At 40.5% G+C, this 23968-nt stretch carries 22 protein-coding genes; 21 read left to right on the forward strand and 1 reads right to left on the reverse strand.

Annotation, left to right across the window (positions count from 1 at the left end; genetic code table 11):
* Positions 1–198: 198 nt before the first annotated feature.
* The 15 genes from HCB49_RS13505 to HCB49_RS13575 all read left to right on the forward strand — a co-directional run bounded on the left by HCB49_RS13505 (position 199) and on the right by HCB49_RS13575 (position 14370).
* Positions 199–723: a DUF2179 domain-containing protein gene (locus HCB49_RS13505; protein WP_003762861.1), complete on the forward strand. Its 525-nt coding sequence runs from the start codon at positions 199–201 to the stop codon at positions 721–723.
* Positions 724–928: 205 nt separating this feature from the next.
* The gene (purE, locus tag HCB49_RS13510) at positions 929–1417 is read left to right on the forward strand and encodes a 5-(carboxyamino)imidazole ribonucleotide mutase (RefSeq protein ID WP_185392737.1); all 489 of its coding nucleotides are present in this window, start codon (positions 929–931) and stop codon (positions 1415–1417) included.
* The gene (gene purK / locus HCB49_RS13515) at positions 1410–2534 is read left to right on the forward strand and encodes a 5-(carboxyamino)imidazole ribonucleotide synthase (protein WP_185605238.1); all 1125 of its coding nucleotides are present in this window, start codon (positions 1410–1412) and stop codon (positions 2532–2534) included. Before purE ends, purK begins: the two co-directional genes overlap by 8 nt.
* An 18-nt stretch (positions 2535–2552) precedes the next feature.
* Positions 2553–3845 carry an adenylosuccinate lyase gene (gene purB, locus HCB49_RS13520; protein WP_185554938.1) on the forward strand — a complete coding sequence of 431 codons (1293 nt, stop codon included), beginning with the start codon at positions 2553–2555 and terminating at the stop codon, positions 3843–3845.
* An 80-nt stretch (positions 3846–3925) separates the two neighbouring features.
* Entirely contained in the window at positions 3926–4639 is a 714-nt protein-coding gene (gene purC / locus HCB49_RS13525) for a phosphoribosylaminoimidazolesuccinocarboxamide synthase (RefSeq protein WP_185605239.1), read from the forward strand.
* Between the two features lie 11 nt (positions 4640–4650).
* Entirely contained in the window at positions 4651–4896 is a 246-nt protein-coding gene (gene purS, locus HCB49_RS13530) for a phosphoribosylformylglycinamidine synthase subunit PurS (protein ID WP_003722248.1), read from the forward strand.
* Between the two features lie 3 nt (positions 4897–4899).
* On the forward strand, positions 4900–5583 hold the full coding sequence (purQ, locus tag HCB49_RS13535) for a phosphoribosylformylglycinamidine synthase subunit PurQ (protein WP_185605240.1): 684 nt from the start codon (positions 4900–4902) through the stop codon (positions 5581–5583).
* Positions 5576–7795, forward strand: coding sequence for a phosphoribosylformylglycinamidine synthase subunit PurL (gene purL, locus HCB49_RS13540; protein WP_185605241.1), 2220 nt, complete (start codon positions 5576–5578; stop codon positions 7793–7795). The genes purQ and purL overlap by 8 nt, the downstream gene beginning before the upstream one ends.
* Entirely contained in the window at positions 7780–9207 is a 1428-nt protein-coding gene (gene purF, locus HCB49_RS13545; RefSeq protein ID WP_185392727.1) for an amidophosphoribosyltransferase, read from the forward strand. Before purL ends, purF begins: the two co-directional genes overlap by 16 nt.
* Positions 9208–9225: 18 nt before the next feature.
* A complete protein-coding gene (gene purM, locus HCB49_RS13550) occupies positions 9226–10275 on the forward strand; it encodes a phosphoribosylformylglycinamidine cyclo-ligase (RefSeq protein ID WP_185605242.1) in 1050 nt (349 codons plus the stop codon).
* Positions 10272–10838 carry a phosphoribosylglycinamide formyltransferase gene (purN, locus tag HCB49_RS13555; protein WP_185605243.1) on the forward strand — a complete coding sequence of 189 codons (567 nt, stop codon included), beginning with the start codon at positions 10272–10274 and terminating at the stop codon, positions 10836–10838. Before purM ends, purN begins: the two co-directional genes overlap by 4 nt.
* A 5-nt stretch (positions 10839–10843) precedes the next feature.
* On the forward strand, positions 10844–12373 hold the full coding sequence (gene purH, locus HCB49_RS13560) for a bifunctional phosphoribosylaminoimidazolecarboxamide formyltransferase/IMP cyclohydrolase (RefSeq protein WP_185605244.1): 1530 nt from the start codon (positions 10844–10846) through the stop codon (positions 12371–12373).
* A gap of 26 nt (positions 12374–12399) precedes the next feature.
* Complete coding sequence (purD, locus tag HCB49_RS13565; protein WP_185481467.1) at positions 12400–13662, forward strand: phosphoribosylamine--glycine ligase; 1263 nt, start codon at positions 12400–12402, stop codon at positions 13660–13662.
* A 138-nt stretch (positions 13663–13800) separates the two neighbouring features.
* Entirely contained in the window at positions 13801–14097 is a 297-nt protein-coding gene (locus tag HCB49_RS13570; protein ID WP_003720075.1) for a YerC/YecD family TrpR-related protein, read from the forward strand.
* An 18-nt stretch (positions 14098–14115) separates the two neighbouring features.
* The gene (locus tag HCB49_RS13575) at positions 14116–14370 is read left to right on the forward strand and encodes a hypothetical protein (protein WP_003722240.1); all 255 of its coding nucleotides are present in this window, start codon (positions 14116–14118) and stop codon (positions 14368–14370) included.
* Positions 14371–14410: 40 nt separating this feature from the next.
* On the opposite strand, the gene HCB49_RS13580 is transcribed toward HCB49_RS13575, so the two are convergent.
* On the reverse strand, positions 14411–15766 hold the full coding sequence (locus tag HCB49_RS13580; RefSeq protein WP_185605245.1) for a sodium-dependent transporter: 1356 nt from the start codon (positions 15764–15766) through the stop codon (positions 14411–14413).
* A gap of 206 nt (positions 15767–15972) precedes the next feature.
* On the opposite strand from HCB49_RS13580, the gene pcrB reads away from it, so the two are divergent.
* The 6 genes from pcrB (at position 15973) to gatA (ending at position 23957) form a co-directional block, all read left to right on the forward strand.
* A complete protein-coding gene (gene pcrB / locus HCB49_RS13585; RefSeq protein WP_185605246.1) occupies positions 15973–16650 on the forward strand; it encodes a heptaprenylglyceryl phosphate synthase in 678 nt (225 codons plus the stop codon).
* Between the two features lie 64 nt (positions 16651–16714).
* The gene (gene pcrA / locus HCB49_RS13590; protein ID WP_185605247.1) at positions 16715–18910 is read left to right on the forward strand and encodes a DNA helicase PcrA; all 2196 of its coding nucleotides are present in this window, start codon (positions 16715–16717) and stop codon (positions 18908–18910) included.
* Positions 18911–18935: 25 nt separating this feature from the next.
* Positions 18936–20951 (forward strand): NAD-dependent DNA ligase LigA, encoded by a 2016-nt coding sequence (gene ligA / locus HCB49_RS13595; RefSeq protein WP_185605289.1) that lies wholly within the window; start codon positions 18936–18938, stop codon positions 20949–20951.
* On the forward strand, positions 20948–22063 hold the full coding sequence (locus tag HCB49_RS13600) for a CamS family sex pheromone protein (RefSeq protein ID WP_185392711.1): 1116 nt from the start codon (positions 20948–20950) through the stop codon (positions 22061–22063). Before ligA ends, HCB49_RS13600 begins: the two co-directional genes overlap by 4 nt.
* Before the next feature lie 124 nt (positions 22064–22187).
* On the forward strand, positions 22188–22481 hold the full coding sequence (gatC, locus tag HCB49_RS13605) for an Asp-tRNA(Asn)/Glu-tRNA(Gln) amidotransferase subunit GatC (protein ID WP_008948103.1): 294 nt from the start codon (positions 22188–22190) through the stop codon (positions 22479–22481).
* Between the two features lie 24 nt (positions 22482–22505).
* A complete protein-coding gene (gene gatA / locus HCB49_RS13610; protein WP_185605248.1) occupies positions 22506–23957 on the forward strand; it encodes an Asp-tRNA(Asn)/Glu-tRNA(Gln) amidotransferase subunit GatA in 1452 nt (483 codons plus the stop codon).
* The last annotated feature ends 11 nt before the right edge of the window (positions 23958–23968 follow it).

Genomic DNA, 23968 nt, shown 5'->3' on the forward strand with positions numbered 1-23968 from the left:
GCTTCTCCGCGCCAATGGTAGTTGGGGGCTTCCCCCTGCGAGAGTAGGTCGCTGCCGGGCAATTTGAAAAAGTCCTAGTTATTTAGGGCTTTTTTTGTTGAAGTGTTTCTTTTGTAAGCTATCTTGTGGAATGTTATATTAGGGAAAGACTCTTAATTAGAAAGTAATATGTCGTTTTTAACTGGAGGGATTAGTTTAGTGGATAATGGTATTTTTATAGTAGCTACTATTTTTGTTGTAAATATTTTGTATGTAACGATTTATACGGTGAGGTTATTATTGACGATGAAAGGGTATCGCTATTTAGCGGCGCTTTCTAGTGTATTTGAAATGATTATTTATGTGGTGGCTCTTAGTTTGGTTTTAGATAACCTCAATAATATTGCCAATGTGTTAGCATATGCGGTTGGATTTGGTGTAGGGATTATTGTTGGTATGAAAATTGAAGAAAGAATTGCTTTAGGATATATTACGGTGAATGTTATTACGAAAGAGTACAACTTAGATTTGCCGAATCAAATTCGCGATTTAGGCTATGGTGTCACTAGTTGGCTTGCAAGTGGTCGGGACGGCGAGCGAATGATGCTGGAAATTTTGACGCAAAGGAAGAATGAGCGGAAATTATATAAACAAATTATTGAAATTGATAATGGTGCATTTATTGTTTCGTCAGAGCCTAAGCAAATTCACGGTGGTTTTTGGATTAAACAAGTTCGGAAATAAAGAGAAGCTTACCTATAATGGTAGCTTCTTTTTTTATTTATTTAGTGAAAATGAGTACATAAAGTGGTGAAATACAACAAATACGCCCTAAACACGAACGTTAACAAAACGTAACAATTAAATGTTCGATTTTTCGTTGACTTTTATCGTACCTCTTGTTAGAATGAAGGAGTCGAAAAGAGATTATTAAGGAGTTGATCACGTAATGCCTGCTGTAATTGGTGTCATTATGGGGAGTACCTCAGATTGGGATACAATGAAAAAAGCATGTGATGTATTGGATGAATTAGAAATAGCTTATGAGAAAAAAGTAGTTTCAGCTCATCGTACACCAGATTTAATGTTTCAATATGCAGAACAAGCGCGGGAACGTGGTTTGAAAATTATTATTGCTGGAGCTGGAGGTGCAGCTCACTTGCCAGGTATGGTTGCAGCAAAGACGACTTTACCTGTTATTGGTGTGCCGATCAAATCTAAAGCGTTGAATGGTATGGATTCATTATTATCCATTGTGCAGATGCCTGGAGGAGTTCCAGTAGCAACAGTTGCGATTGGGGAAAGTGGTGCAGTGAACGCTGGACTCCTAGCCGCGCAAATTTTATCGATAACGGACGATGCAATTACTAACAGATTACAAAAAAGACGTGCTACACTAGAAGAAACTGTTCTAGAAAGTAGTGATTCTCTTGGATAAAAAATTTTTACTAACAAATAGTACGATTGGTATCATTGGTGGTGGTCAACTTGGGCGGATGCTTGCTCTTGCAGCGAAAGCGATGGGGTACCGTATTGTTGTTCTTGATCCTACCGCAGATTGTCCAGCAGCTCAAGTAAGTGATGAGCAAATTATCGCGGACTATGATGATAAAGTCGCTTTACGCGAACTTTCCGAAAAAGCGGATGTAGTGACGTATGAATTTGAAAATATTGACTATGAAGCTTTAAAAATGACGCAAAACTTAGTCTCTGTCCCACAAGGATCAGAATTACTTTCGATCACACAGGATAGAATTTTAGAAAAAGCGTATTTGGAATCTGCCAATATTAATATTGCGCCTTATGCGGTGATTGTTGAGCAAGAAGAGATCGAAAGTGAAATTAAAAGTATTGGTTACCCAGCGGTTTTAAAAACGGCACAAGGTGGCTACGATGGGAAAGGGCAGGTTGTCCTTCATGATGCAAGTGATATTGAAACAGCGGCGAGATTGTTGCGTTACGGTTCTTGTGTATTAGAAGCTTGGATTCCATTTGAGAAAGAGATTTCTGTGGTGGTTGCTCGTAATTTGGATGGGCAAATTGAAACTTTTCCGGTTGCTGAAAATGTGCATCTAAATAATATCTTGCATACATCGACAGCTCCGGCAAACGTGGCGGAAGATGTACATGAAGAAGCGGAAGAGATTGCGAGAAAATTAGCGGATGTTCTTCAGTTGTGTGGCGTTTTAGCAGTAGAAATGTTTGTGACAAGTTCGGGTGCAATCTATGTTAATGAACTTGCGCCGAGACCACATAATTCCGGACACTATACGATTGAAGCTTGTTCGATTTCGCAGTTTACGCAGCATATTCGGGCGATTGTTGGGTTGCCATTAGTGAAACCCGAACTATTGAAACCGGCTGTGATGATTAATATTTTAGGGCAACATGTGGATGCTGTGAATGAGCAAATGGCTGATTATCCTAAGTGGTTCGTACATTATTATGGTAAAAAAGAAGCAAAAATTAATCGCAAAATGGGCCACGTCACTGTGCTAACGAATAACCCGACTGCGGTATTAGAAGATTTAGAAGAAACGCAAATTTGGAAGTAACTGGAGGAATTTAAAAGGATGTTAGAACGTTATACGCGTAAAGAAATGGGCAACATTTGGACAGAACAAAATCGTTATCAAGCTTGGCTAGAAGTGGAGATTTTGGCTTGTGAAGCTTGGGCAGAGCTTGGTGATATTCCGAAAGAAGACGTTGCGAAGATTCGTGCTAATGCAAAGTTTGATGTAGAGCGTATTCATGAGATTGAGCTAGAAACTAGGCATGATGTTGTGGCTTTTACTCGTTCGGTTTCTGAGTCGCTTGGTGCGGAACGTAAATGGGTTCATTATGGACTAACTTCAACAGACGTAGTGGATACAGCTAATTCTTATTTACTAAAACAAGCCAATGAGATTTTGCGCAAGGATTTGGAAAATTTCATTGCGATTATTGGTGAAAAAGCAAAAGAACATAAATACACGGTAACGATGGGACGTACGCACGGGGTTCACGCGGAGCCAACTACTTTTGGTCTAAAACTGGCTTTATGGTACGAAGAAATGAAACGTAATTTAGAACGCTTTAATTTTGCGGCTGACGGCGTGGAATTCGGGAAAATTTCTGGTGCGGTTGGAACGTATGCGAACATTGATCCTTTTGTGGAAGCTTACGTATGTGAAAAATTAGGGACAACTCCTGCGCCGATTTCTACACAAACGTTGCAACGTGATCGTCATGCGGAGTATTTGGCAACACTTGCATTAATTGCGACTTCTGTGGAAAAATTTGCAGTTGAAGTACGTGCTTTACAAAAAAGTGAAGTGCGTGAAGTGGAAGAATTCTTTGCAAAAGGACAAAAAGGTTCGTCCGCAATGCCACATAAACGTAATCCAATTGGTTCTGAAAATGTTACTGGACTAGCGCGTGTTATTCGTGGTCACATGGTTACTGCGTATGAAAATGTGCCGCTTTGGCATGAACGCGATATTTCTCATAGCTCAGCGGAACGGATTATTCTGCCAGATTCCACTATTTTACTTGATTATATTTTGAATCGTTTTGGTAATATTGTGAAAAACTTGACGGTCTTCCCGGAAAACATGAAGCGCAATATGGACAGAACGCTGGGACTTATTTATTCGCAACGTGTATTACTTGCGCTTATTGATAAAGGTTTAGCTCGTGAGGCGGCGTATGATGTCGTGCAACCAAGAGCAATGGAAGCTTGGGAAAAACAAGTACCTTTCCGTGAATTAGTAGAACAAGATGCAACAATTACTGAAAACCTATCTGCGGAAGAAATTGCAGATTGCTTTGATTACAACTATCACCTGAAGAATGTCGACTTAATTTTTGATCGTTTAGGATTATAATTACGGGCAGAATACAACCTAACCTCTTTGATATTTATTTGTTCAAAGAGGTTAAGTACTTTATAAGGAGATAAATTATCGTGACTAATGAACTGGTTTATGAAGGTAAGGCAAAACGACTTTTTAAAACAGAAGAAGCTGGTGTCTTGCGTGTTGCTTATAAGGACGATGCGACAGCGCTAAATGGGGTGCGAAAGGAATCTTTTGCTGGGAAGGGTGAGCTTAATAACCAAATTACATCGCTTATTTTTTCTTATTTGGCGAAAGAAGGGATTCAGAGTCATTTTGTTCGATCGATTTCGGAAACGGAACAATTGGTGAAAGAAGTATCAATTATTCCGCTTGAAGTGGTTGTTCGTAATGTGATGGCAGGGAGTCTTGCGAAACGGCTTGGGAAAGAAGAAGGCGAGCAAATTCCGAATGCGATTGTAGAATTTTACTATAAAGAGGATGCGCTAGATGACCCGTTTATTAATGATGACCATGTGCTTTATTTAGAGGTTGCGTCAACGAGTGAGATGGATACGATTCGTCAGGCGGCTCGTTCGATTAATAAGGTTCTACAAGAATTATTCAATCAAATGAATATTACGCTGATCGATTTTAAATTAGAATTTGGTCGGGATGCTGCTGGAGGAATTTTGTTAGCAGATGAGATTTCGCCTGATACATGCAGACTTTGGGACAAGGAAACAAATCAAAAGCTCGATAAGGATGTCTTTCGTCGGAATATTGGCAATTTAACAGATGTGTATACAGAAGTATTGAATAGATTAAAGCAAGTTCAAAACTAGGAGGCCACAAAATGTATAATGTCAAAGTTTATGTCACTTTAAAGAAAAGCGTATTAGATCCACAAGGGGTTGCAGTAAAAGATGCAGCGAAAAGCATGGGTTACGAAGAAGTAGAAGATGTTCGTATTGGTAAATTTATGGAACTTAAAGTAGCGAAGTCGGATAGAGATATTCATGAAGTGTTGAATGAAATGTGCGACAAACTGCTAACAAATCCGGTGATGGAAGATTACCGATATGAAATTGAGGAGGCGTAAACGATGAAATTTGCTGTCATTCAGTTCCCAGGTTCTAATTGTGATCTTGATATGCTACATGCGATTCGCGATTCTCTTGGCGAGGAGGCGGAATATGTATGGCATGCGGAAACAAGTCTTGCAGGCTTTGACGGGGTATTACTTCCAGGTGGATTTTCTTACGGAGATTACTTGCGAACTGGTGCGATTGCAAAATTTTCAAGTATTATGCCAGAAGTTTTGCGCTTTGCTGAAATGGGAAAACCAGTGCTTGGTGTGTGTAACGGATTCCAAATTTTAACGGAGATTGGTTTGCTGCCGGGTGCTTTAATTAGAAATAATAATCTGCATTTTATTTGTAAGACGGTGCCGCTTCGTGTGGCAAATGCGAGTACGATGTTTACGGAACTTTATGAAGAAGGCGAAATTATTCAAGTGCCGGTTGCTCATGGGGAAGGTAATTATTACTGTGATGATGAAACGCTTTTAAATTTAAAAGAAAAGAATCAAATTGTTTTTACATATGATAGCGTTAATCCGAATGGAAGTCGTGCGGATATTGCTGGCATTGTAAATGAACGTGGGAATGTGCTTGGAATGATGCCGCATCCGGAACGCGCAGTAGAAGAAATTATTGGTGGGACAGATGGTTTAAGACTTTTCGAATCGGTTGTAAAAGCTTGGAAGGAGGAACAAGTAAATGCCTAACATGGAGCCAACGACAAAAGAAATTAAAGAACAAAAGATTTATCAAGAAATGGGCTTAACGGATAGTGAATATGAGCTTGTTTGTTCGATTCTTGGACGTGAGCCTAATTATACAGAAACTGGACTTTTCTCCGTTATGTGGTCCGAACATTGTAGTTATAAAAATTCTAAACCAGTACTTCGGAAATTTCCTACAGAAGGAAAACAAGTATTGCAAGGACCTGGTGAAGGTGCTGGGATTGTCGATATTGGCGATGGTTTAGGTGTTGCTTTTAAAGTTGAAAGTCATAATCATCCATCCTACGTAGAGCCTTATCAAGGAGCAGCAACTGGGGTTGGCGGAATTATTCGCGACGTGTTTTCGATGGGGGCTAGACCGATTGCAATGCTTAATTCGCTTCGTTTTGGTGAGCTAGATACGCCTCATGCGAAATACTTGGTGAGTGAAGTCGTTGCTGGTATTGCTGGTTATGGTAACTCGATTGGGATTCCAACGGTTGGTGGCGAAATCCAATTTGATCCTTGTTATACGAAAAATCCACTAGTCAATGCGATGTGCGTTGGTTTAATCGAAGCGAAAGATATTCAAAAAGGCCAAGCAAAAGGAATTGGCAACCCGGTGATGTACGTTGGTGCTAAAACTGGTCGTGACGGGATTCATGGTGCTACTTTTGCTTCTGTAGAGTTTAGTGAAGAAGGCGAACAACAACGTTCTGCTGTACAGGTGGGCGATCCTTTTATGGAGAAATTGTTGCTTGAAGCTTGTTTGGATGTGATTCGTGATCATTCGGATATTTTAGTAGGGATTCAAGATATGGGGGCTGCTGGTCTCGTAAGCTCGAGTTCGGAAATGGCGTCAAAAGCTGGCGCTGGCCTAGAATTAATTATGGATGATGTGCCGCAGCGTGAATTAAATATGACGCCGTATGAAATGTTGCTTTCTGAATCTCAAGAACGAATGCTTCTATGTGTGAAAAAAGGACATGTGGAAGAAATCCAAGCGCTATTTGAACGTTATGGTTTAGAGGCTGTTGTAATTGGTCAAGTAACTGATGATAAAATGTACAAAATTATTCATCATGGGGAAGTGGTTGCGAACGTTCCTGTGGATGCACTTGCGGAAGATGCGCCGGTTTATCACAAGCCTTCGAAAGAACCAGCTCGTTATCAAAAATTCCAAGAAGAGGAAGCGTTTGTGCCAGTTATTGATGACGTGGTGGGAGTTTGGAAGGAACTGCTTGCTCAGCCGACAATTGCTAGTAAACGACATATTTATGAGCAATATGATTACCAAGTGCGGACGGATACGGCGGTTGTTCCTGGCTCGGATGCGGCGATTGTCCGTGTACGTGGAACAGAGAAAGCGATTGCGATGACAACAGATTGTAACTCGCGTTATCTGTATCTTGATCCTGAAGTGGGCGGAGCGATAGCGGTTGCGGAAGCGGCGCGCAATATCGTATGTTCTGGCGGGAAACCACTGGCGATTACAGATGGACTTAATTTTGGTAATCCAGAAAAACCAGAAATCTTTTGGGAAATTGAAAAAGCGGCAGATGGGATTAGCGCAGCATGTTTAGAGCTTGATACGCCTGTTATTTCTGGGAATGTGTCGCTTTATAATGAAACAGATGGTACGGGTATTTATCCAACGCCGGTTATCGGGATGGTTGGTTTAGTAGAAGATTTGGCGCATATTACGACACAAGATTTCAAAAATAGCGGCGATGTGATTTTCTTAATTGGTGAAACTAAAGCCGAATATAGTGGCTCGGAATTACAAAAAATTCAACAAGGAAAAATTAGCGGACGCGCGCCAGAATTAGATTTAGCGACAGAGAAAAAATACCAACAATTACTTTTAACAGCAATTCGTGAAGGTTTAGTTGCTTCCAGTCACGATTTAGCAGAAGGTGGATTTGGTGTTGCGCTTGCGGAGGCGACTTTTAAAGCGGGACTTGGTGCGGATGTAGAAGTACCATTTGCTTTAAATCAGCTTTTCAGTGAATCACAATCGCGTTTCTTAGTATCGGTAAAACCGGAAAATGAAGCAGCTTTTGCGCAATTAATGGAACTAGAAAAAGTGTATCGCCTTGGGGTGGTAACTGCGGATGAAACGATTCGTGTGAAACATAAGGAAGACCTAGTAACAGCGAAAACAACGGAATTACGATCCATTTGGGAAGGGGCTATTCCATGCTTGCTGAAGTAAAAGGACTTAATGAAGAATGTGGTATTTTTGGTATTTGGGATCATCCTAATGCAGCGGAAATCACCTATTATGGGTTGCATAGTTTACAACATCGCGGGCAAGAAGGGGCCGGAATTGTTTCAACAGACGGGGAAACGCTGAAAGGTCACCGAAATCTCGGCCTTTTAGCAGACGTATTTAAACACGGTGAACTAGACGATTTAAAAGGTAAGGCCGCAATCGGGCACGTTCGATACGCGACAGCTGGTCAAAAAAACTTAGGCAACGTACAACCATTTTTATTTCATTTTCATAGTTCTTCTTTGGCACTTGCGCATAACGGGAATTTGGTTAATGCCAAAAGTTTACGCCGTGAACTAGAAGAAGAAGGCGCTATTTTCCAAACGAGTTCGGACACAGAAGTGTTAGCGCATTTAATTAAACGTAGCCATACGGGCGATTTTGTAGAAGATTTGAAAGTGGCTTTAAATAAGGTCAAAGGTGGCTTTGCGTATATGCTTCTAACGGAAGATACGATGTACGCCGCGCTTGATCCGAATGGTTTTAGACCCCTTTCGATTGGCCGGATTGGTGATTCATATGTAGTTGCTTCGGAAACCTGTGCTTTCGAAACGGTCGGCGCTGAATTTGTCCGTGATGTGGAACCCGGCGAACTGATTATTATTAATAATGATGGACTGCGAATTGAAAAATTCACAGAAAATGTGACGCATTCGATTTGTAGTATGGAATATATTTATTTTGCAAGACCAGACTCTAATATTGCTGGGATTAACGTTCACTCAGCTAGAAAACGTTCTGGGAAAAGACTCGCAAAAGAAGCTTTTATTGATGCTGATGTTGTGACTGGTGTGCCGGATTCGAGTATTTCTGCGGCGATTGGTTATGCGGAAGAAGCAGGACTTCCATACGAGCTTGGCCTGATCAAAAATAGGTACGTGGCAAGAACTTTTATTCAACCATCGCAAGAACTCCGTGAGCAAGGAGTTAGAATGAAGCTTTCAGCGGTGCGCGGGGTTGTGGAAGGTAAACGAGTTGTGATGATTGATGATTCGATTGTGCGCGGGACGACGAGTAAACGAATTGTACAACTTTTACGTGAAGCTGGGGCGGCGGAAGTTCATGTGCGAATTGCTTCACCACCACTTGCCTATCCTTGTTTTTACGGTATTGATATCCAAACGCGAAATGAATTAATCGCCTCTAATTATTCTGTCGATGAAATTTGCCGGATTATTGGCGCGGATTCTTTAGAGTATTTGAGTGAAGAAGGTTTAGTAGATTCGATTGGAAGACCTTATCCGAACGAACCTTACGGGGGACTTTGTATGGCTTATTTCAATGGCGATTATCCAACCCCTTTATATGATTATGAAGCGGAATATTTAGCGAGCTTAGAAGCAGAAAAATAATGAGGAGTGACAAATCGAATGGCAGAGAATGCATATAGTAAAGCAGGCGTAGACGTAGAAGCTGGCTATCAAGTAGTAGAACGCATCAAAAAACATGTGGCTAGAACAGAGCGAATGGGTGCAATGGGAGCGCTTGGTTCTTTTGGCGGAATGTTTGATTTAAGCAGTTTACATTTAAAAGAGCCTGTTCTTGTTTCTGGTACAGATGGGGTGGGAACAAAATTACTTTTGGCTATTGAAGCAGATAAGCATGATACTATCGGGATTGACTGCGTGGCAATGTGCGTGAATGACATTTTAGCTCAAGGTGCCGAGCCATTATTTTTCTTGGATTATATCGCAACAGGGAAAACAGATCCTGTGAAAATGGAACAAATTGTGAAAGGTGTGGCTGATGGTTGCGAACAAGCCGGTGCGGCTTTAATTGGTGGCGAAACAGCAGAAATGCCAGATATGTACGGCGCGGACGATTATGATTTAGCTGGTTTTACTGTTGGTGCTGTTGAGAAACAGAAGCTGATTACAGAGGGCGCAGTTAAAGCTGGCGATACACTGATTGGCATTCCTTCTAGCGGAATTCATAGCAATGGCTATTCACTCGTGCGGAAAATTTTCTTTAAAGATAACGAATTTACTTTGGATGCGGAACTTACGGAATTAGGCGTACCACTTGTAGAAGAGCTGCTTAAACCGACACGTATTTATGTGAAGCCAGTTTTAGAGGTGTTAAAGCAAGTGGATGTTCACGGGATTACGCATGTGACTGGCGGCGGATTTGTCGAAAATTTACCACGGATGTTAACGACGGATTTAGCGGTGAAAGTGGAGCGTGGATCATGGCCGATGTTACCAATTTTTGATGTGATGAAGAAATATGGTCAATTAAAGGAACTTGAAATGTACGAGATTTTCAATATGGGCATTGGTATGGTACTCGCAGTGGCAAACGAGGATGTTGAAAAAACGTTAGAAGTGCTCGTGCAAAACGGCGAAGCGGCTTATGTTATTGGTGAAGTTACAACACGTGAAAGCGAAGCGGTTATTTTCGCGGGAGGCAAAAAAGGATGAACATAGCCATTTTTGCTTCTGGTAACGGTTCGAATTTTCAGGCTTTAGTAGATGACGAATTCATTAAACCGCACGTGAAATTACTTGTGTGTGATAAGCCAAATGCGTTTGTTTTAGAACGCGCGAACAAGCATAAAATTCCTGTATTCCTTTTTGAAGCGAAAAATTATTCGGATAAGGAAGCATTTGAAACGGAAATTTTATTAGAGCTGCGTGGCTTGGAAATTGATTTATTAGTGCTAGCGGGGTATATGCGTTTGATTGGGCCGACTTTGCTAGCAGAATTTCCCGAGCAAATTGTTAACTTGCATCCTTCGCTATTACCTGCATTCAAAGGGAAAGATGCGATTGGGCAGGCGATTCAGGCGAATGTTTCTGAAACGGGAGTTACCGCGCATTTTGTGGATGCTGGAATGGACACCGGGCCGATGATTGATCAGGTGAAAGTAGCGATAGATGCAGCAGAAACCGCAGAAACTTTAGCTGAAAAAATTCATCAAGTAGAACATATTTTTTATCCAAAAGTGATTCGAGGATTAATTCAAAATGGAGGGAACGATTAATTATCATGAAAAGAGCGCTTATTAGTGTGTCAGATAAAAAGGGCATCGTGCCATTTGCAGAACAATTAGTAGAACTTGGTGTAGAGATTATTTCGACTGGTGGAACAAAAGCAACATTTGAACAAGCTGGTGTACCAGTGACGGGGATTGAAGACGTCACCGAATTTCCTGAAATGCTTGATGGCCGAGTGAAAACACTTCATCCAGCGATTCATGGCGGGTTGCTTGCGAGACGTGATACAGCGGAGCATATGGAAGCTATTGCTGCACATGACATCCAGCCAATTGATTTAGTGATCGTTAATTTGTATCCTTTCCAAGAAACGATTCAAAAACCTGGTGTTACTTTAGAAGAAGCGATTGAAAATATTGATATTGGCGGACCTTCGATGTTGCGCTCCGCTGCGAAAAATTATGCGGCGGTGACTGTTGTGGTTGATACGGCGGATTACGATACCGTTTTGGCAGAGGTGGAAGAACACGGCGCAACTACTTTTGAAACGAGACAACGCTTTGCAGCTAAAGTATTTCGGCACACGGCGGCCTATGATGCTTTAATCGCTGAATACTTAACGGACATTACTGGAGAAGCTTTCCCAGAAAAAGTAACGTTCACTTACAATCGAAAACAAGTCTTGCGTTACGGTGAGAATCCTCATCAAGATGCAGCTTTTTATACAGAACCGCACGTCGTAGAAAACTCGATTAGTGCTGCTAAACAGTTGCATGGTAAAGAGTTATCCTACAACAACATTCGCGATGCAGATGCGGCGCTTAAAATCGCAAGTGAGTTTACAGAACCAGTTGCTGTTGCCGTGAAACATATGAATCCATGCGGTGTTGGCGTTGGTGAAAATATTGAAGAAGCTTATTTAAAAGCCTATGAAGCAGATGAAACATCTATTTTTGGTGGTATTGTTGCTTTAAATAAAGAAGTCGACGCGAAAACAGCGGAACATATGAGCAAAATTTTCTTGGAGATTATCATTGCGCCAAGTTTCTCTGAAGAAGCGTTCGCCATTTTAGCGAAAAAGAAAAATATTCGCTTGTTAACTGTTCCGTTTGCTGGTGCTGTTTCAGGGTTTGAGAAAACGTCTGTTAATGGTGGGCTACTTATCCAAGCGAACGATTCAGTTATAGAAGATACGGCAAGCTATGAAATAGTGACCGAAAAACAGCCAACCGATGCTGAAATGAAAGCACTTCTTGCACAGTGGAAAATTGTGAAGCATGTAAAATCGAATGCAATTGTGATTGGTTCGGATAAACAGACACTTGGAATTGGCGCTGGGCAAATGAATCGAATTGGTTCGGCTTTGATTGCCATCGAACAAGCTGGTGATAAAGCGAAAGGCGCAGTCCTTGCATCAGATGCCTTTTTCCCAATGGATGATACGGTTGAGGCTGCTGCAAAAGCAGGAATTACAGCGATTATTCAACCAGGTGGCTCGATAAAAGACAAAGAATCAATTACGATGGCCGATAAGTATGGTATTTCGATGGTTCTAACACATGTGCGACACTTCAAACATTAATCCTCATAAAAAGGACGTGTAATTAAATGAACTTATTAGTAGTTGGCGGCGGTGGTAGAGAACATGCCATTAGCAAAAAATTATTAGAATCAAACGAGGTTGAAAACGTATATTGCGCTCCGGGAAACGACGGAATGCGTTTAGACGGTATTCAATTAGTTGCTATTGCTGAAACGGATAAAGCAGGCTTAATTGATTTTGCGAAGAAAGCGGAAATTAATTTTGTTATCGTTGGGCCTGAAGTTCCTCTTTTAGAAGGGGTGGTCGATGCACTGGAAGAAGCTGGGATCAAAGCGTTTGGACCAAAAGCAAATGCCGCTCTCATTGAAGGAAGCAAAGATTTCGCGAAACAATTTATGAAGAAATATGCTATTCCAACAGCGGCATCAAAAACGTTCACTGATTATGCGGAAGCTAAAGCATATTTGGATGAGCGCGGCGTGCCGATTGTTATCAAAGCAGATGGACTTGCCGCTGGAAAAGGTGTCACAGTAGCGCTAGAAATGGAAGAAGCAGTTCTTACATTAAAAGATATGCTATTAGAAGAAAAATTCGGTGATGCTTCTCTCAAGGTCGTTATTGAGGACTTTCTAGCAGGAGAAGAGTTTTCCTTGATGGCTTTTGTAAACGGGGAAGAAGTTTACCCAATGGCGATTGCGCAAGATCATAAACGTGCCTACGAAGGCGATAAAGGACCAAATACCGGTGGAATGGGCGCTTATTCGCCAGTACCGCACATTTCTGATGCCGTTGTCGAAGAAGCTGTCCAAACAATTCTTCGCCCAGCTGCCAAGGGAATGGTGGACGAAGGTCGTTATTTCCGCGGCATTCTTTATGCAGGGCTTATCTTAACCGAAGAGGGACCAAAAGTAATCGAATTTAACGCACGATTCGGCGATCCAGAAACACAGGTAGTTTTACCTCGCTTAGAAAGTGATTTTGCGGCACTGATTGACGCTTTACTTAATAATAAAAAACCAGATGTCCGTTTTAAGAAAGCGGGAATTACGCTCGGTGTTGTCTTAGCGAGTGCGGGTTACCCCGAGCATTATGATAAAGGCAATAAACTAACCGGTTTGAATGATATTGCAGAAGATGTGGCGATTTATCATGCTGGAACAAAAAAAGATGAAACGGGCGAATTCGTCTCAAATGGCGGGCGCGTCTTACTACTCGCAAAAGAGGCAGAAACGATGAGCGACGCGCGCACATTACTGTATCCAGAAATGCAAAAACTGGACAATCCTAACTTCTTTTATCGAATCGATATTGGTACGAAAGCGGAATAATAAAAAAGTACTATCTCTGCATAAAATGCGGAGATGGTACTTTTTTTGTTCATTTAGTGAAGAGAAACGTTTGTGTTTTACGCGTTGGTACGTTAAAATATGAAAGTAGGATATATGAGATTATTTGGAGGTAAAGATATGCAAATAGAGAAGTTGCGTGGACAAGGATTGGATGAATTCTTCCAAGGGATTTTAACGCTCGAGAATTTAGAAGAATGTTATGCTTTTTTTGATGATGTATGTACAGTGAATGAAATACAGTCCATGGCTCAACGTTTCCAAGTAGCAAAAATGCTTCATGATGGAAAAACATACAATGTAATTGAATCAGAAACTGGGGCAAGTACAGCAACTATTTCACGTGTAAAACGTTCACTTCATTACGGCAATGATATGTATGATGTCGTATTTTCAAGAATGACAAAGCCGGAATAAGATTGGTAGGGATGGAAGTTGAAAAAATTTAATAGTAAAACCTATCAGATTGTGATCATTTCTATTCTTGCACTTGCAGTTATTTATTTTGTGATTAATATGATTTCCACTGGTACCGGGCTTGATTTTTCTTTACTTTGGCACTGGGTCTTTATCATTTGTTTTATTTTTACGACACTTGCTAACGTTAGAGAAAAACGAGCGATTGGGACGGCGATTGGCCTCAGTGGAATTTTGATTTGTGTAACAAGCATTGTCCTTATGGCAATCTAAAAAAAGCAATTCGCTAAATTTAAGCGAATTGCTTTTTTTGTTAAAAGAGGAACTTGATTAAGCCAGTTGCTGAAAGAAAGACAAAGATAATCGCGATTGGCGCAATGTATTTAATAAGAAAGAGCCAAATAATAAAGGCCTTTTTGCCAAAATGACTGCTCGCTGTAAATTCTTTTAACAATAATTCGCGCGGTAGCCGGTAGCCAACGAAAATAGCGATAAACAAAGCACCAACTGGTAAAATGATATTCGATACAAGAAAATCTGCGGTATCAAAAATGCTTAATCCGAAAATCTGAACATCACTCCAAACACCGAAACTTAGCGCACTTGGAATCGCTAGGACAACAATAACAAGCCCCATCCAAAGGCTCGCTTTTTTGCGGCTCATACCCGCATTCATGAGCGGTGCAACAGTCGCCTCCAGCATCGAGAAACTAGATGTTAATGCGGCGAATAAAAACAAAATCAAGAAAATAATAAAGAATAATATTCCAAACGGCAACTGATTAAAAATCGACGGTAAAATAACAAACAGCAATCCAGGTCCTGCATCTGGTGTAATATGAAACGAAAATGCAGCCGGGAAAATTGCTAAGCCAGCAAGAAGTGAAACAAACACATTCATAAGCGAAACGGAAATCGCGGACTGCGGTAAACTAACCGAACGATTCAAATAAGAACTATACGTCACCATGACCGAAATCCCCACACTAAGGGAGAAAAACGCCTGACCAAGCGTAATCAGAACTGTTTGAGCAGTAAAATGACTAAAATCTGGTCGTAAGAAAAATGTGACGCCTTCCATCGCACCAGGAAGTGTCAAAGACCGGATGATTAAAACAATAAATAAAATAAATAAGGCCGGCATCATAAACTTGCTCATTTTTTCAATCCCACTAACAACCCCACGACTAATAACTAGGACGTTCAGCAAAATAAAGAAAATCGTCGCGCCCACTGATATCCATGGATTAGCAGTCGTCACTTGGAAGTCATGAAGCAAACTCACTTGATTTTCCCCAGCAATCCCACCAACAAGCGTTTTAATTAAGTAAGTGATAATCCAACCACCCACGACGCTGTAAAATGAAAATAAAATACTCGCGCCAACTACGCCTAATTTTCCAAGTAAATTCCATTTTGTTCCAGGAGCGAGCGTTTTATAAGATTGAACCGCATCCCCACCAGAACCTCGACCAATCACAAATTCTGCAATCAAAAGTGGCATGACAACAACGAGCGTTAAAATTAAAAACAATAAGAAAAATGCGCCACCTCCTGCAGTTGCAGCCACATAAGGCAGTTTCCAAATCGCACCAATTCCTATTGCGGACCCAGCGGATGCTAAAATAAATCCGATTTTTGAGCCCCATTCTTCTCTGTTTTCTTGCATAATATCCCCATTTCCTTTTTTCTATGTAAGTACTCAGAAGTTAACATAAAATCAAATTTTACCCATCATACCATAAAATAAAAGCTATCCCAACAACAACTGCTAAAAAAAGCTTAAAAAAAGTTAAAAATTTTGGTCGTAAGGGTGCGATGAAATGTAACTAATGCTATAATAAGATATCCCATTATAGAGACTTGGAGGAGCAAATGAAGCATTTATTCAAGTTAGACCCAGCAAAGAATTTACCGACGAATGACCTCACGAAGCTCATCCATTCTGGAACCGATGGATTTATCATTGGCGGGACAGATAATATACAAATCGAAGCAGTTCAAAATCTGTATGAAGCATTAGTCGAAACAGACTTGCCGATTTTCCTTGAAGTAAGCGATGAATCCATGATTTTACCGGAAGCAGAACATTTTTTAATTCCTGTTGTGTTAAATACGGAAAATAGTCAGTGGACACATGGCTTACACAAGGAGCTAATCAAAGAAGTAGGCGATTTTATTCCTTGGAAGCGAGTCACATCAGAAGGTTATGTTATTTTAAATAAAGACGCCAAAGTGGCCCATTTAACGGAAGCTAAGACGGATTTAACCGATGAAGATATTGTTGCATATGCGCGTTTAGCAGAGAATATATTTCGTCTGCCGATTTTTTATGTTGAATATAGCGGCATGTACGGGGATCCTGAAGTCGCTAGGAAAGTAAGTGCAGTCTTAGGCGATACAAAGTTTTGGTATGGCGGCGGGATTCGTTCCAAAGAACAAGCAGCTGAGATGACGAAATACGCGGATACGATTATTGTCGGCAACATTATTTATGAAGATTTAGAAAAAGCACTCGAAACCGCCAGTATTTTTACAAAGAAAACGGTTTGATTATAAAGTGTAGTATGATAAAATAAGAACAAATGTTTGTATGGTGGTGTATAGGAGAATGCAATTGAATGCAAAAGAATTAGTTGACGGATTAAATCCAGAACAACGCAGAGCAGTAGAAAGTACAGAAGGACCTTTATTAATTATGGCTGGCGCCGGGAGTGGGAAAACACGTGTTTTGACTCACCGGATAGCTTATTTAGTGCGAGAACGTGGCGTGAATCCTTATAATATTTTAGCGATTACGTTTACGAACAAAGCAGCTCGTGAAATGAAGTCACGGATTGGCAATTTAATGGGCGGAGAAGCGGAATCTATCTGGATTTCCACATTCCACTCGATGTGCGTAAGAATTTTACGTCGCGATATTGACCGGATTGGTTATGAACGTAATTTCACCATTTTAGATGGCGGCGACCAATTATCGGTTATTAAAGGCATTCTTAAAGAAAAAAATGTCGATCCGAAGAAGTTTGAGCCCCGAGGTATTTTGGCTTCGATTAGTAATGCCAAGAACGAACTTATTTCTGCGAGTGAATACATCAAAGAAGCAAGTGGTTTCTATGACAAAATGGTCGGCGAAGTCTATGAAAAATACGAAAAGAAACTCAAAAAGAACCAAGCACTCGATTTTGATGATTTAATCATGGTGACGATTCAATTATTTGAACGCGTACCAGATGTTTTAGAATATTATCAGCGCAAGTTTCAGTACATTCACGTGGATGAGTACCAAGATACTAACCACGCGCAATATTTACTTGTAAAACAACTTGCCTCTCGATTTAAAAATTTATGTGTCGTAGGTGACTCGGATCAATCTATTTATGGTTGGCGCGGGGCGGACATTAGTAATATTATGTCCTTCGAAAAAGATTACCCCAATGCGAAAACCATTTTATTAGAAGAGAATTATCGTTCGACCAAACGAATTTTAGAAGCGGCGAACCGAGTTATCGAAAACAACGGTAATCGTAAACCGAAAAATCTTTGGACTAGCAATGCAGAAGGTAAAAAGATTTTTTACCATAAAGCACTCACGGAAAAAGAAGAAGCAGCTTACGTTGTTATGAAAATTCAAGAAGAAGTAAATAATTCCAGTCGTCCACTTTCTGACTTTGCGATTCTTTATAGAACTAACGCGCAGTCCCGTGTAATGGAAGAATATTTCATGAAGTCGAATATGGCTTATACGATGGTCGGTGGCACGAAGTTCTATGACAGAAAAGAAATCAAAGACATTTTAGCGTATTTGCGTCTGATTAGTAATAACGAAGATGATATTAGTTTGACACGTATCATTAACGTACCAAAACGCGGCGTTGGACCAGGCACATTAGAAAAACTGAATAATGTTGCGACCACTTATGATTTAAGCTTATTTGAAGTCCTTAACCGCATCGAATTAGCGGGGATTTCTCCTAAAATAAGCAAAGACTTAGTTGCCTTCCATGATTTGGTTCGCGGCTTCACGCAAATGCAAGATTTCTTGTCCGTAACGGAACTCGTAGAAGAAATCCTTGAAAAAACAGGCTACCGCGCCATGTTGAAAAACGAACGAACAATCGAAGCACAAACTCGCTTAGAAAATATCGATGAGTTTTTATCCGTAACGCAAAACTTTGAAAAGGAAAATGACGATAAAACATTGATTGCCTTTTTAACAGACTTGGCACTTGTTGCGGACGTAGATAAACTAGAAGAAGATAATGAAGAGCAAAACGGAGCAGTTACACTGATGACGCTTCACTCTGCCAAAGGACTAGAATTTCCAGTTGTCTTTTTAGTTGGTATGGAAGAAGGGATTTTCCCACATTCCAGAGCGATTTATGAAGAGGACGAAATGGAAGAGGAACGCCGTCTTGCTTATGTTGGTATTACGAGAGCGGAAGAAGAACTTTTCCTAACGAGCGCGTATTCACGGATGCTTTACGGTCGCCCATCATCCAACCAAGAATCTCGTTTTATCGGAGAAATCCCACGCGATTTACTAGAATTAGGAAACGAAAATAAACTAAAAGCAGACAAACCTTATGCCAGACCACGGATGCCGCAAAAAGCAACAACTGCGTACAAATCCTCGGGAGCAGAAACACTTGGCTGGACAGTCGGCGATAAAGCAAGTCATAAAAAATGGGGCGTAGGAACAGTCGTAAGCGTCAAAGGGGAAGGCAGCGGAATGGAACTTGATATTGCATTCCCAAGCCCAACTGGCGTCAAACGATTGCTCGCAGAATTTGCGCCAATTGAAAAAGTATAAATTTGGAAAAAGCAGGTGAAGAATGATGGCTGATAAAAAACGGTATGAAGAACTAATCAACATACTTGATCAATACAGCTATGATTATTATGTAATTGATAATCCAACAGTAGAAGATGCCGAATACGATCAAAAGATGCAAGAATTACTTAAAATAGAAGAAGCGCATCCCGAGTGGGTTACACCTGAGTCTCCATCGAAACGAGTAGGTGGAGAAGTTTTAGATGGCTTTACTAAAGTAGCACATGACACGCCAATGTTAAGTCTTGGCAATGCTTTTAACCGAGAAGATTTGGCTGATTTTGACCGCCGAATTCGCGATAAAGTCGGCGATGATATTGCTTATATGTGCGAACTGAAAATTGACGGGCTAGCAGTATCACTTCAATACGAAAAGGGTAAATACAAACAGGGCGCTACCCGCGGCGATGGTACTATCGGGGAAGACATTACGGCTAACTTGCGTACGATTCGCTCGATTCCAATGAAACTTCATAAGGACTATTCCATCGAAGTTCGCGGTGAGGCTTTCATGCCAAAACGTTCTTTCCAAAAATTAAATGAAATTCGCGAAGAAGAAGGCCAGATGTTATTTGCGAATCCGCGAAATGCAGCGGCTGGATCACTTCGCCAATTAGATACAAAAATCGCGGCATCAAGAAATCTCGATATTTTCCTTTATGCCGTAGCTGATTTTGGCGAAATGGGCGTTACAACCCATAGCGAAGGCTTAGATATGCTTGAAACACTAGGTCTGAAAGTCAATAAAGAGCGCCGACTTTGTAACAATTTAGAAGAAGTTTATGCTTATATTGAAGAATGGACAGAAAAACGTGCTGACTTAGCATACGACATAGATGGCATTGTATTAAAGCTAAACAATTTAGAACAACAACGCCAAATGGGAACAACTGTCAAATCACCACGTTGGTCGATTGCCTACAAATTCCCAGCAGAAGAAGTACCGACTAAGTTACTCGATATCGAATTAAATGTCGGCAGAACTGGCGTAATAACTCCCACCGCTGTGTTAGAACCGGTCAGAGTCGCTGGAACTACTGTGAGTCGAGCTTCTCTCCATAACGAAGATCTAATTAAGGAAAAAGATATCCGGATTGGCGATACCGTTTTAATAAAAAAAGCCGGTGATATCATTCCCGAGGTCATTAAAAGTATCATCGAAGAACGTAGCGGAAGCGAAGAACCTTTCCATATGCCAAAAACATGCCCAACTTGTGGTAGCGAACTGGTTCGTTTGGAAGAAGAAGTGGCACTAAGGTGTATTAATCCTAAGTGCCCAGCTCAAATTAAAGAAGGCCTTATCCACTTTGTTTCTCGTAATGCGATGAACATTGATGGCCTCGGCGAAAAAGTGATTATCCAGCTATTTTCGCAACATTTAATCAAAGATGTAGCAGATTTGTTTTTCCTTTCGAAGGAGAAACTGTTAGAATTAGAAAGAATGGGTGAGAAATCAGTAACTAATTTACTGGCATCCATCGAAGCAAGTAAAGAGAATTCGCTGGAAAAATTACTATTTGGCTTGGGAATTCGCCATGTTGGTGCCAAAGCAGCCAAATCGCTTGCGGTTCATTTTGACACAATGGATAAACTGAAAATAGCAGACAAAGAAACACTGACAAGTATTAACGACATTGGAGAAAAAATGGCAGATAGTATTGTGACCTATTTTGCGAATGAAGAAGTACATGATTTATTAGAAGAACTAAAAAGGGCTGGCGTCAATATGACCTATACAGGGCCAAAACTAGAAGATATGTCCGAGGAAGAACTTGTTTTCGCAGGCAAAACCGTTGTCTTAACTGGGAAACTAGAGAAGTTAACGCGTAATGATGCAAAAGCATTAATCGAATCACTCGGCGGAAATGTTTCTGGAAGCGTCAGTAAAAAAACGGATGTTGTTGTAGCTGGCAGTGATGCTGGTTCTAAATTAGCCAAAGCGGAAGAACTAGCAATTCCTATTTGGTCCGAAGAAGACTTAATAGAGTACTTACCAGACGAAGGTGGATTAAACGAATGAAAAAACTCATAATTGCAGCGCTCGGTTTAACGCTTGTTCTCTCTGGCTGTGCCCCAAAACTCGACTCAAACGATAAAGTGGTGCAAAAAGACGATACAAAAGCTGAAACGGGCATCATGACAAAAAACCAAATTTCATCCAATTATTACAAAACAGTACTACCATACAAAGCAAGTAAATCTCGTGGACTGGTCGTATCGAATATTTATTCAAGATACGATATCAACGAATTAGAATCTGGTTTAATGCGTGTTTCTCAAAATAAATACTCACCAGATAATTATCTTTTCCAAGAAGGACAATACTTGGATAAAGAAACGTTACAAAAATGGTTAGACAGAAAAAGCGAGAAAAATCCCAACGGCTTAAATCCAGAGAGCAATGGCGATGGCAAAGACCGTAATCCGATTTATCTAGCACACATTTTAGAACAAGATTATTTAAAACAAACCGATAAAGATACAGTTGCGCTTGGCGGAATTTCGATTGCGCTTGCGATGAATTCGGTCGATTACTACCAAAAAGAACAATACGGCGACACGTATGAACAAGCGATTAGCGATAGCGACCTTTTAGCTCAAGGAAAAGAAATGTCGGCTACAGTCTTAAATCGCATTCGCCAAACAAAAGGATTAGAAAATGTTCCCGTAACAATTGCTATTTACAAACAAGGCGCGCGTGATGCTGTCGCTCCAGGTAATTTCATTGCTTATGCAACAGCGAACGGCGATAGTCTTTCAAGCTGGAAAGATGTAGAGGAAAAAAATTATGTGTTACCATCTGCTGAATCTGCTAAAGACCACAAAACAGATAATGATAACTTCCTTAATTTCAAAAAATCGATTGAAGATTATTATCCGAACTTCACTGGTGTAGTTGGACGTGCTCGTTACGAAGATGGCCAATTGGCAGCATTAAGTATTGATATTCCACTACAATTTTACGGCGAAGCAGAAATCATTGGCTTCACGCAGTACGTAACAGATTTAGTAGGTCAGCATCTTTCGAAAACAGCTGATTTACAAGTCAATATCTCGACTTCAGATGGTCCAGCAGCATTAATTACAAGAAAAGCAAATGAAGATGCAGCAACCGCCCACATTTACGATTAATAAAAAACAATGCGAATTGTTCTTTCCTGTTGTATAATTATGCAGGAGAGGACAGTTCTTCCCATTTTTAACAGGCGGGAAGTACTACCGCGTAGAAAGTACCACTAAAAAGGAGGATGGCATTTTGTCAAATATATCAAAAGAAACCGTAGAAAAAGTAGCAAATCTTGCCAAATTAGAAGTATCAGAAACAGAAGCAACTGCTTTCGCTGGTCAGCTTGGTAAAATTATTGAGCTAGTAGAGCAATTAAATACTTTAGATACAACGAATGTAGAACCTACCAGCCATGCAATTGAAGTATCGAATGTATTACGAGAAGATGTGGCAACAAAAGGGCTTGACCGTAGAGAAGTACTAAAGAATGCGCCAGATGAGCAAGACGGCATGTTCAAAGTACCAACAATTATGGAACAATAAAAGTAGCTAAGGAGGGAATTTATTTTGGGTTTATTTGATTTTTCAGTAAAAGAACTACACGATAAATTAGTAAAAAAAGAAATTACACCATTTGATTTAGTATCAGAATCATTCAACCGAATTGAATCCGTAGAGGACAAAGTTGGCTCCTTTATCACGTTAAATAAAGAAGCAGCATTTGATGTAGCGGAAGAGCTTGGAGATGCTGGCATAGATCCTAACAACATGCTTGCAGGACTTCCAATCGGGATTAAAGATAATATCGTTACTAAAAGCCTGCGCACAACAGCAGCAAGTAAAATTTTAGAAAACTTCGATCCAATTTACGATGCAACAGTTGTTTCTAAATTGAAAAGTGCGCAAACAATCAATATCGGAAAATTAAACATGGATGAATTCGCGATGGGTTCCTCTACAGAAACATCGTATTTCCACAAAACATTTAACCCATGGGATTTATCAAGAGTTCCTGGTGGTTCTTCAGGTGGTAGTGCATCCGCAGTTGCAGCCGGCGAAGTGTTATTCTCGCTTGGTAGTGATACTGGTGGATCAATTCGCCAACCAGCAGCTTTTTGTGGGGTAGTCGGAATGAAACCTACATATGGCCGTGTATCTCGTTTTGGTTTAATTGCCTTTGCATCTTCATTAGACCAAATCGGCCCAATTACTAAAAATGTAGAAGATAATGCATATTTACTAGAAGCGATTTCTGGTTTAGATGCAAACGATTCTACGTCTATTAACCAACCAGTAGAACGTTTCTCAGATAGCTTAACTGGCGACATCAAAGGCTTACGCATTGGTGTTCCAAAAGAATATCTTGCGGAAGGCGTTGACCCTGGCGTTAAACAAGCTGTATTAGATGCCCTTAAAACACTCGAAAAACTTGGCGCTACTTGGGATGAAGTTTCTTTACCTCATTCTGAATACGGTGTAGCAAGTTACTATATTTTAGCATCTAGTGAAGCATCTTCTAACCTTTCTCGCTTTGACGGCGTTCGTTACGGATATCGTTCTCCAAACGCGACTACTTTAGAAGAACTTTATACTAAAACTCGTTCTGAAGGCTTTGGCGATGAAGTAAAACGTCGTATTATGCTTGGAACATATGCGTTAAGCTCTGGTTATTACGACGCATACTACAAAAAAGCGCAACAAGCACGTACATTAATTAAACAAGATTTCGTTAACGTATTTGAAAACTACGATGTAATTATCGGACCAAGTTCTCCGACAACAGCTTTCAAAATTGACGGCATGATTAATGATCCAATTACAATGTATTCCAATGATATTTTAACTGTTCCGATTAACTTAGCCGGCGTACCAGCTATTTCTGTTCCTTGTGGATTCTCAGATGGCTTACCAGTAGGCTTACAAATTATCGGTAACTACTTTGAAGAATCATTATTATACAAAGTAGCACATGCATTTGAACAAGAAACAACATTCCATAAAGAAAAACCAAACTTATAGGAGGCGTAGCA

The organism is Listeria cossartiae subsp. cayugensis, from assembly GCF_014229095.1.
In the GTDB taxonomy this organism is placed as follows: domain Bacteria; phylum Bacillota; class Bacilli; order Lactobacillales; family Listeriaceae; genus Listeria; species Listeria cayugensis.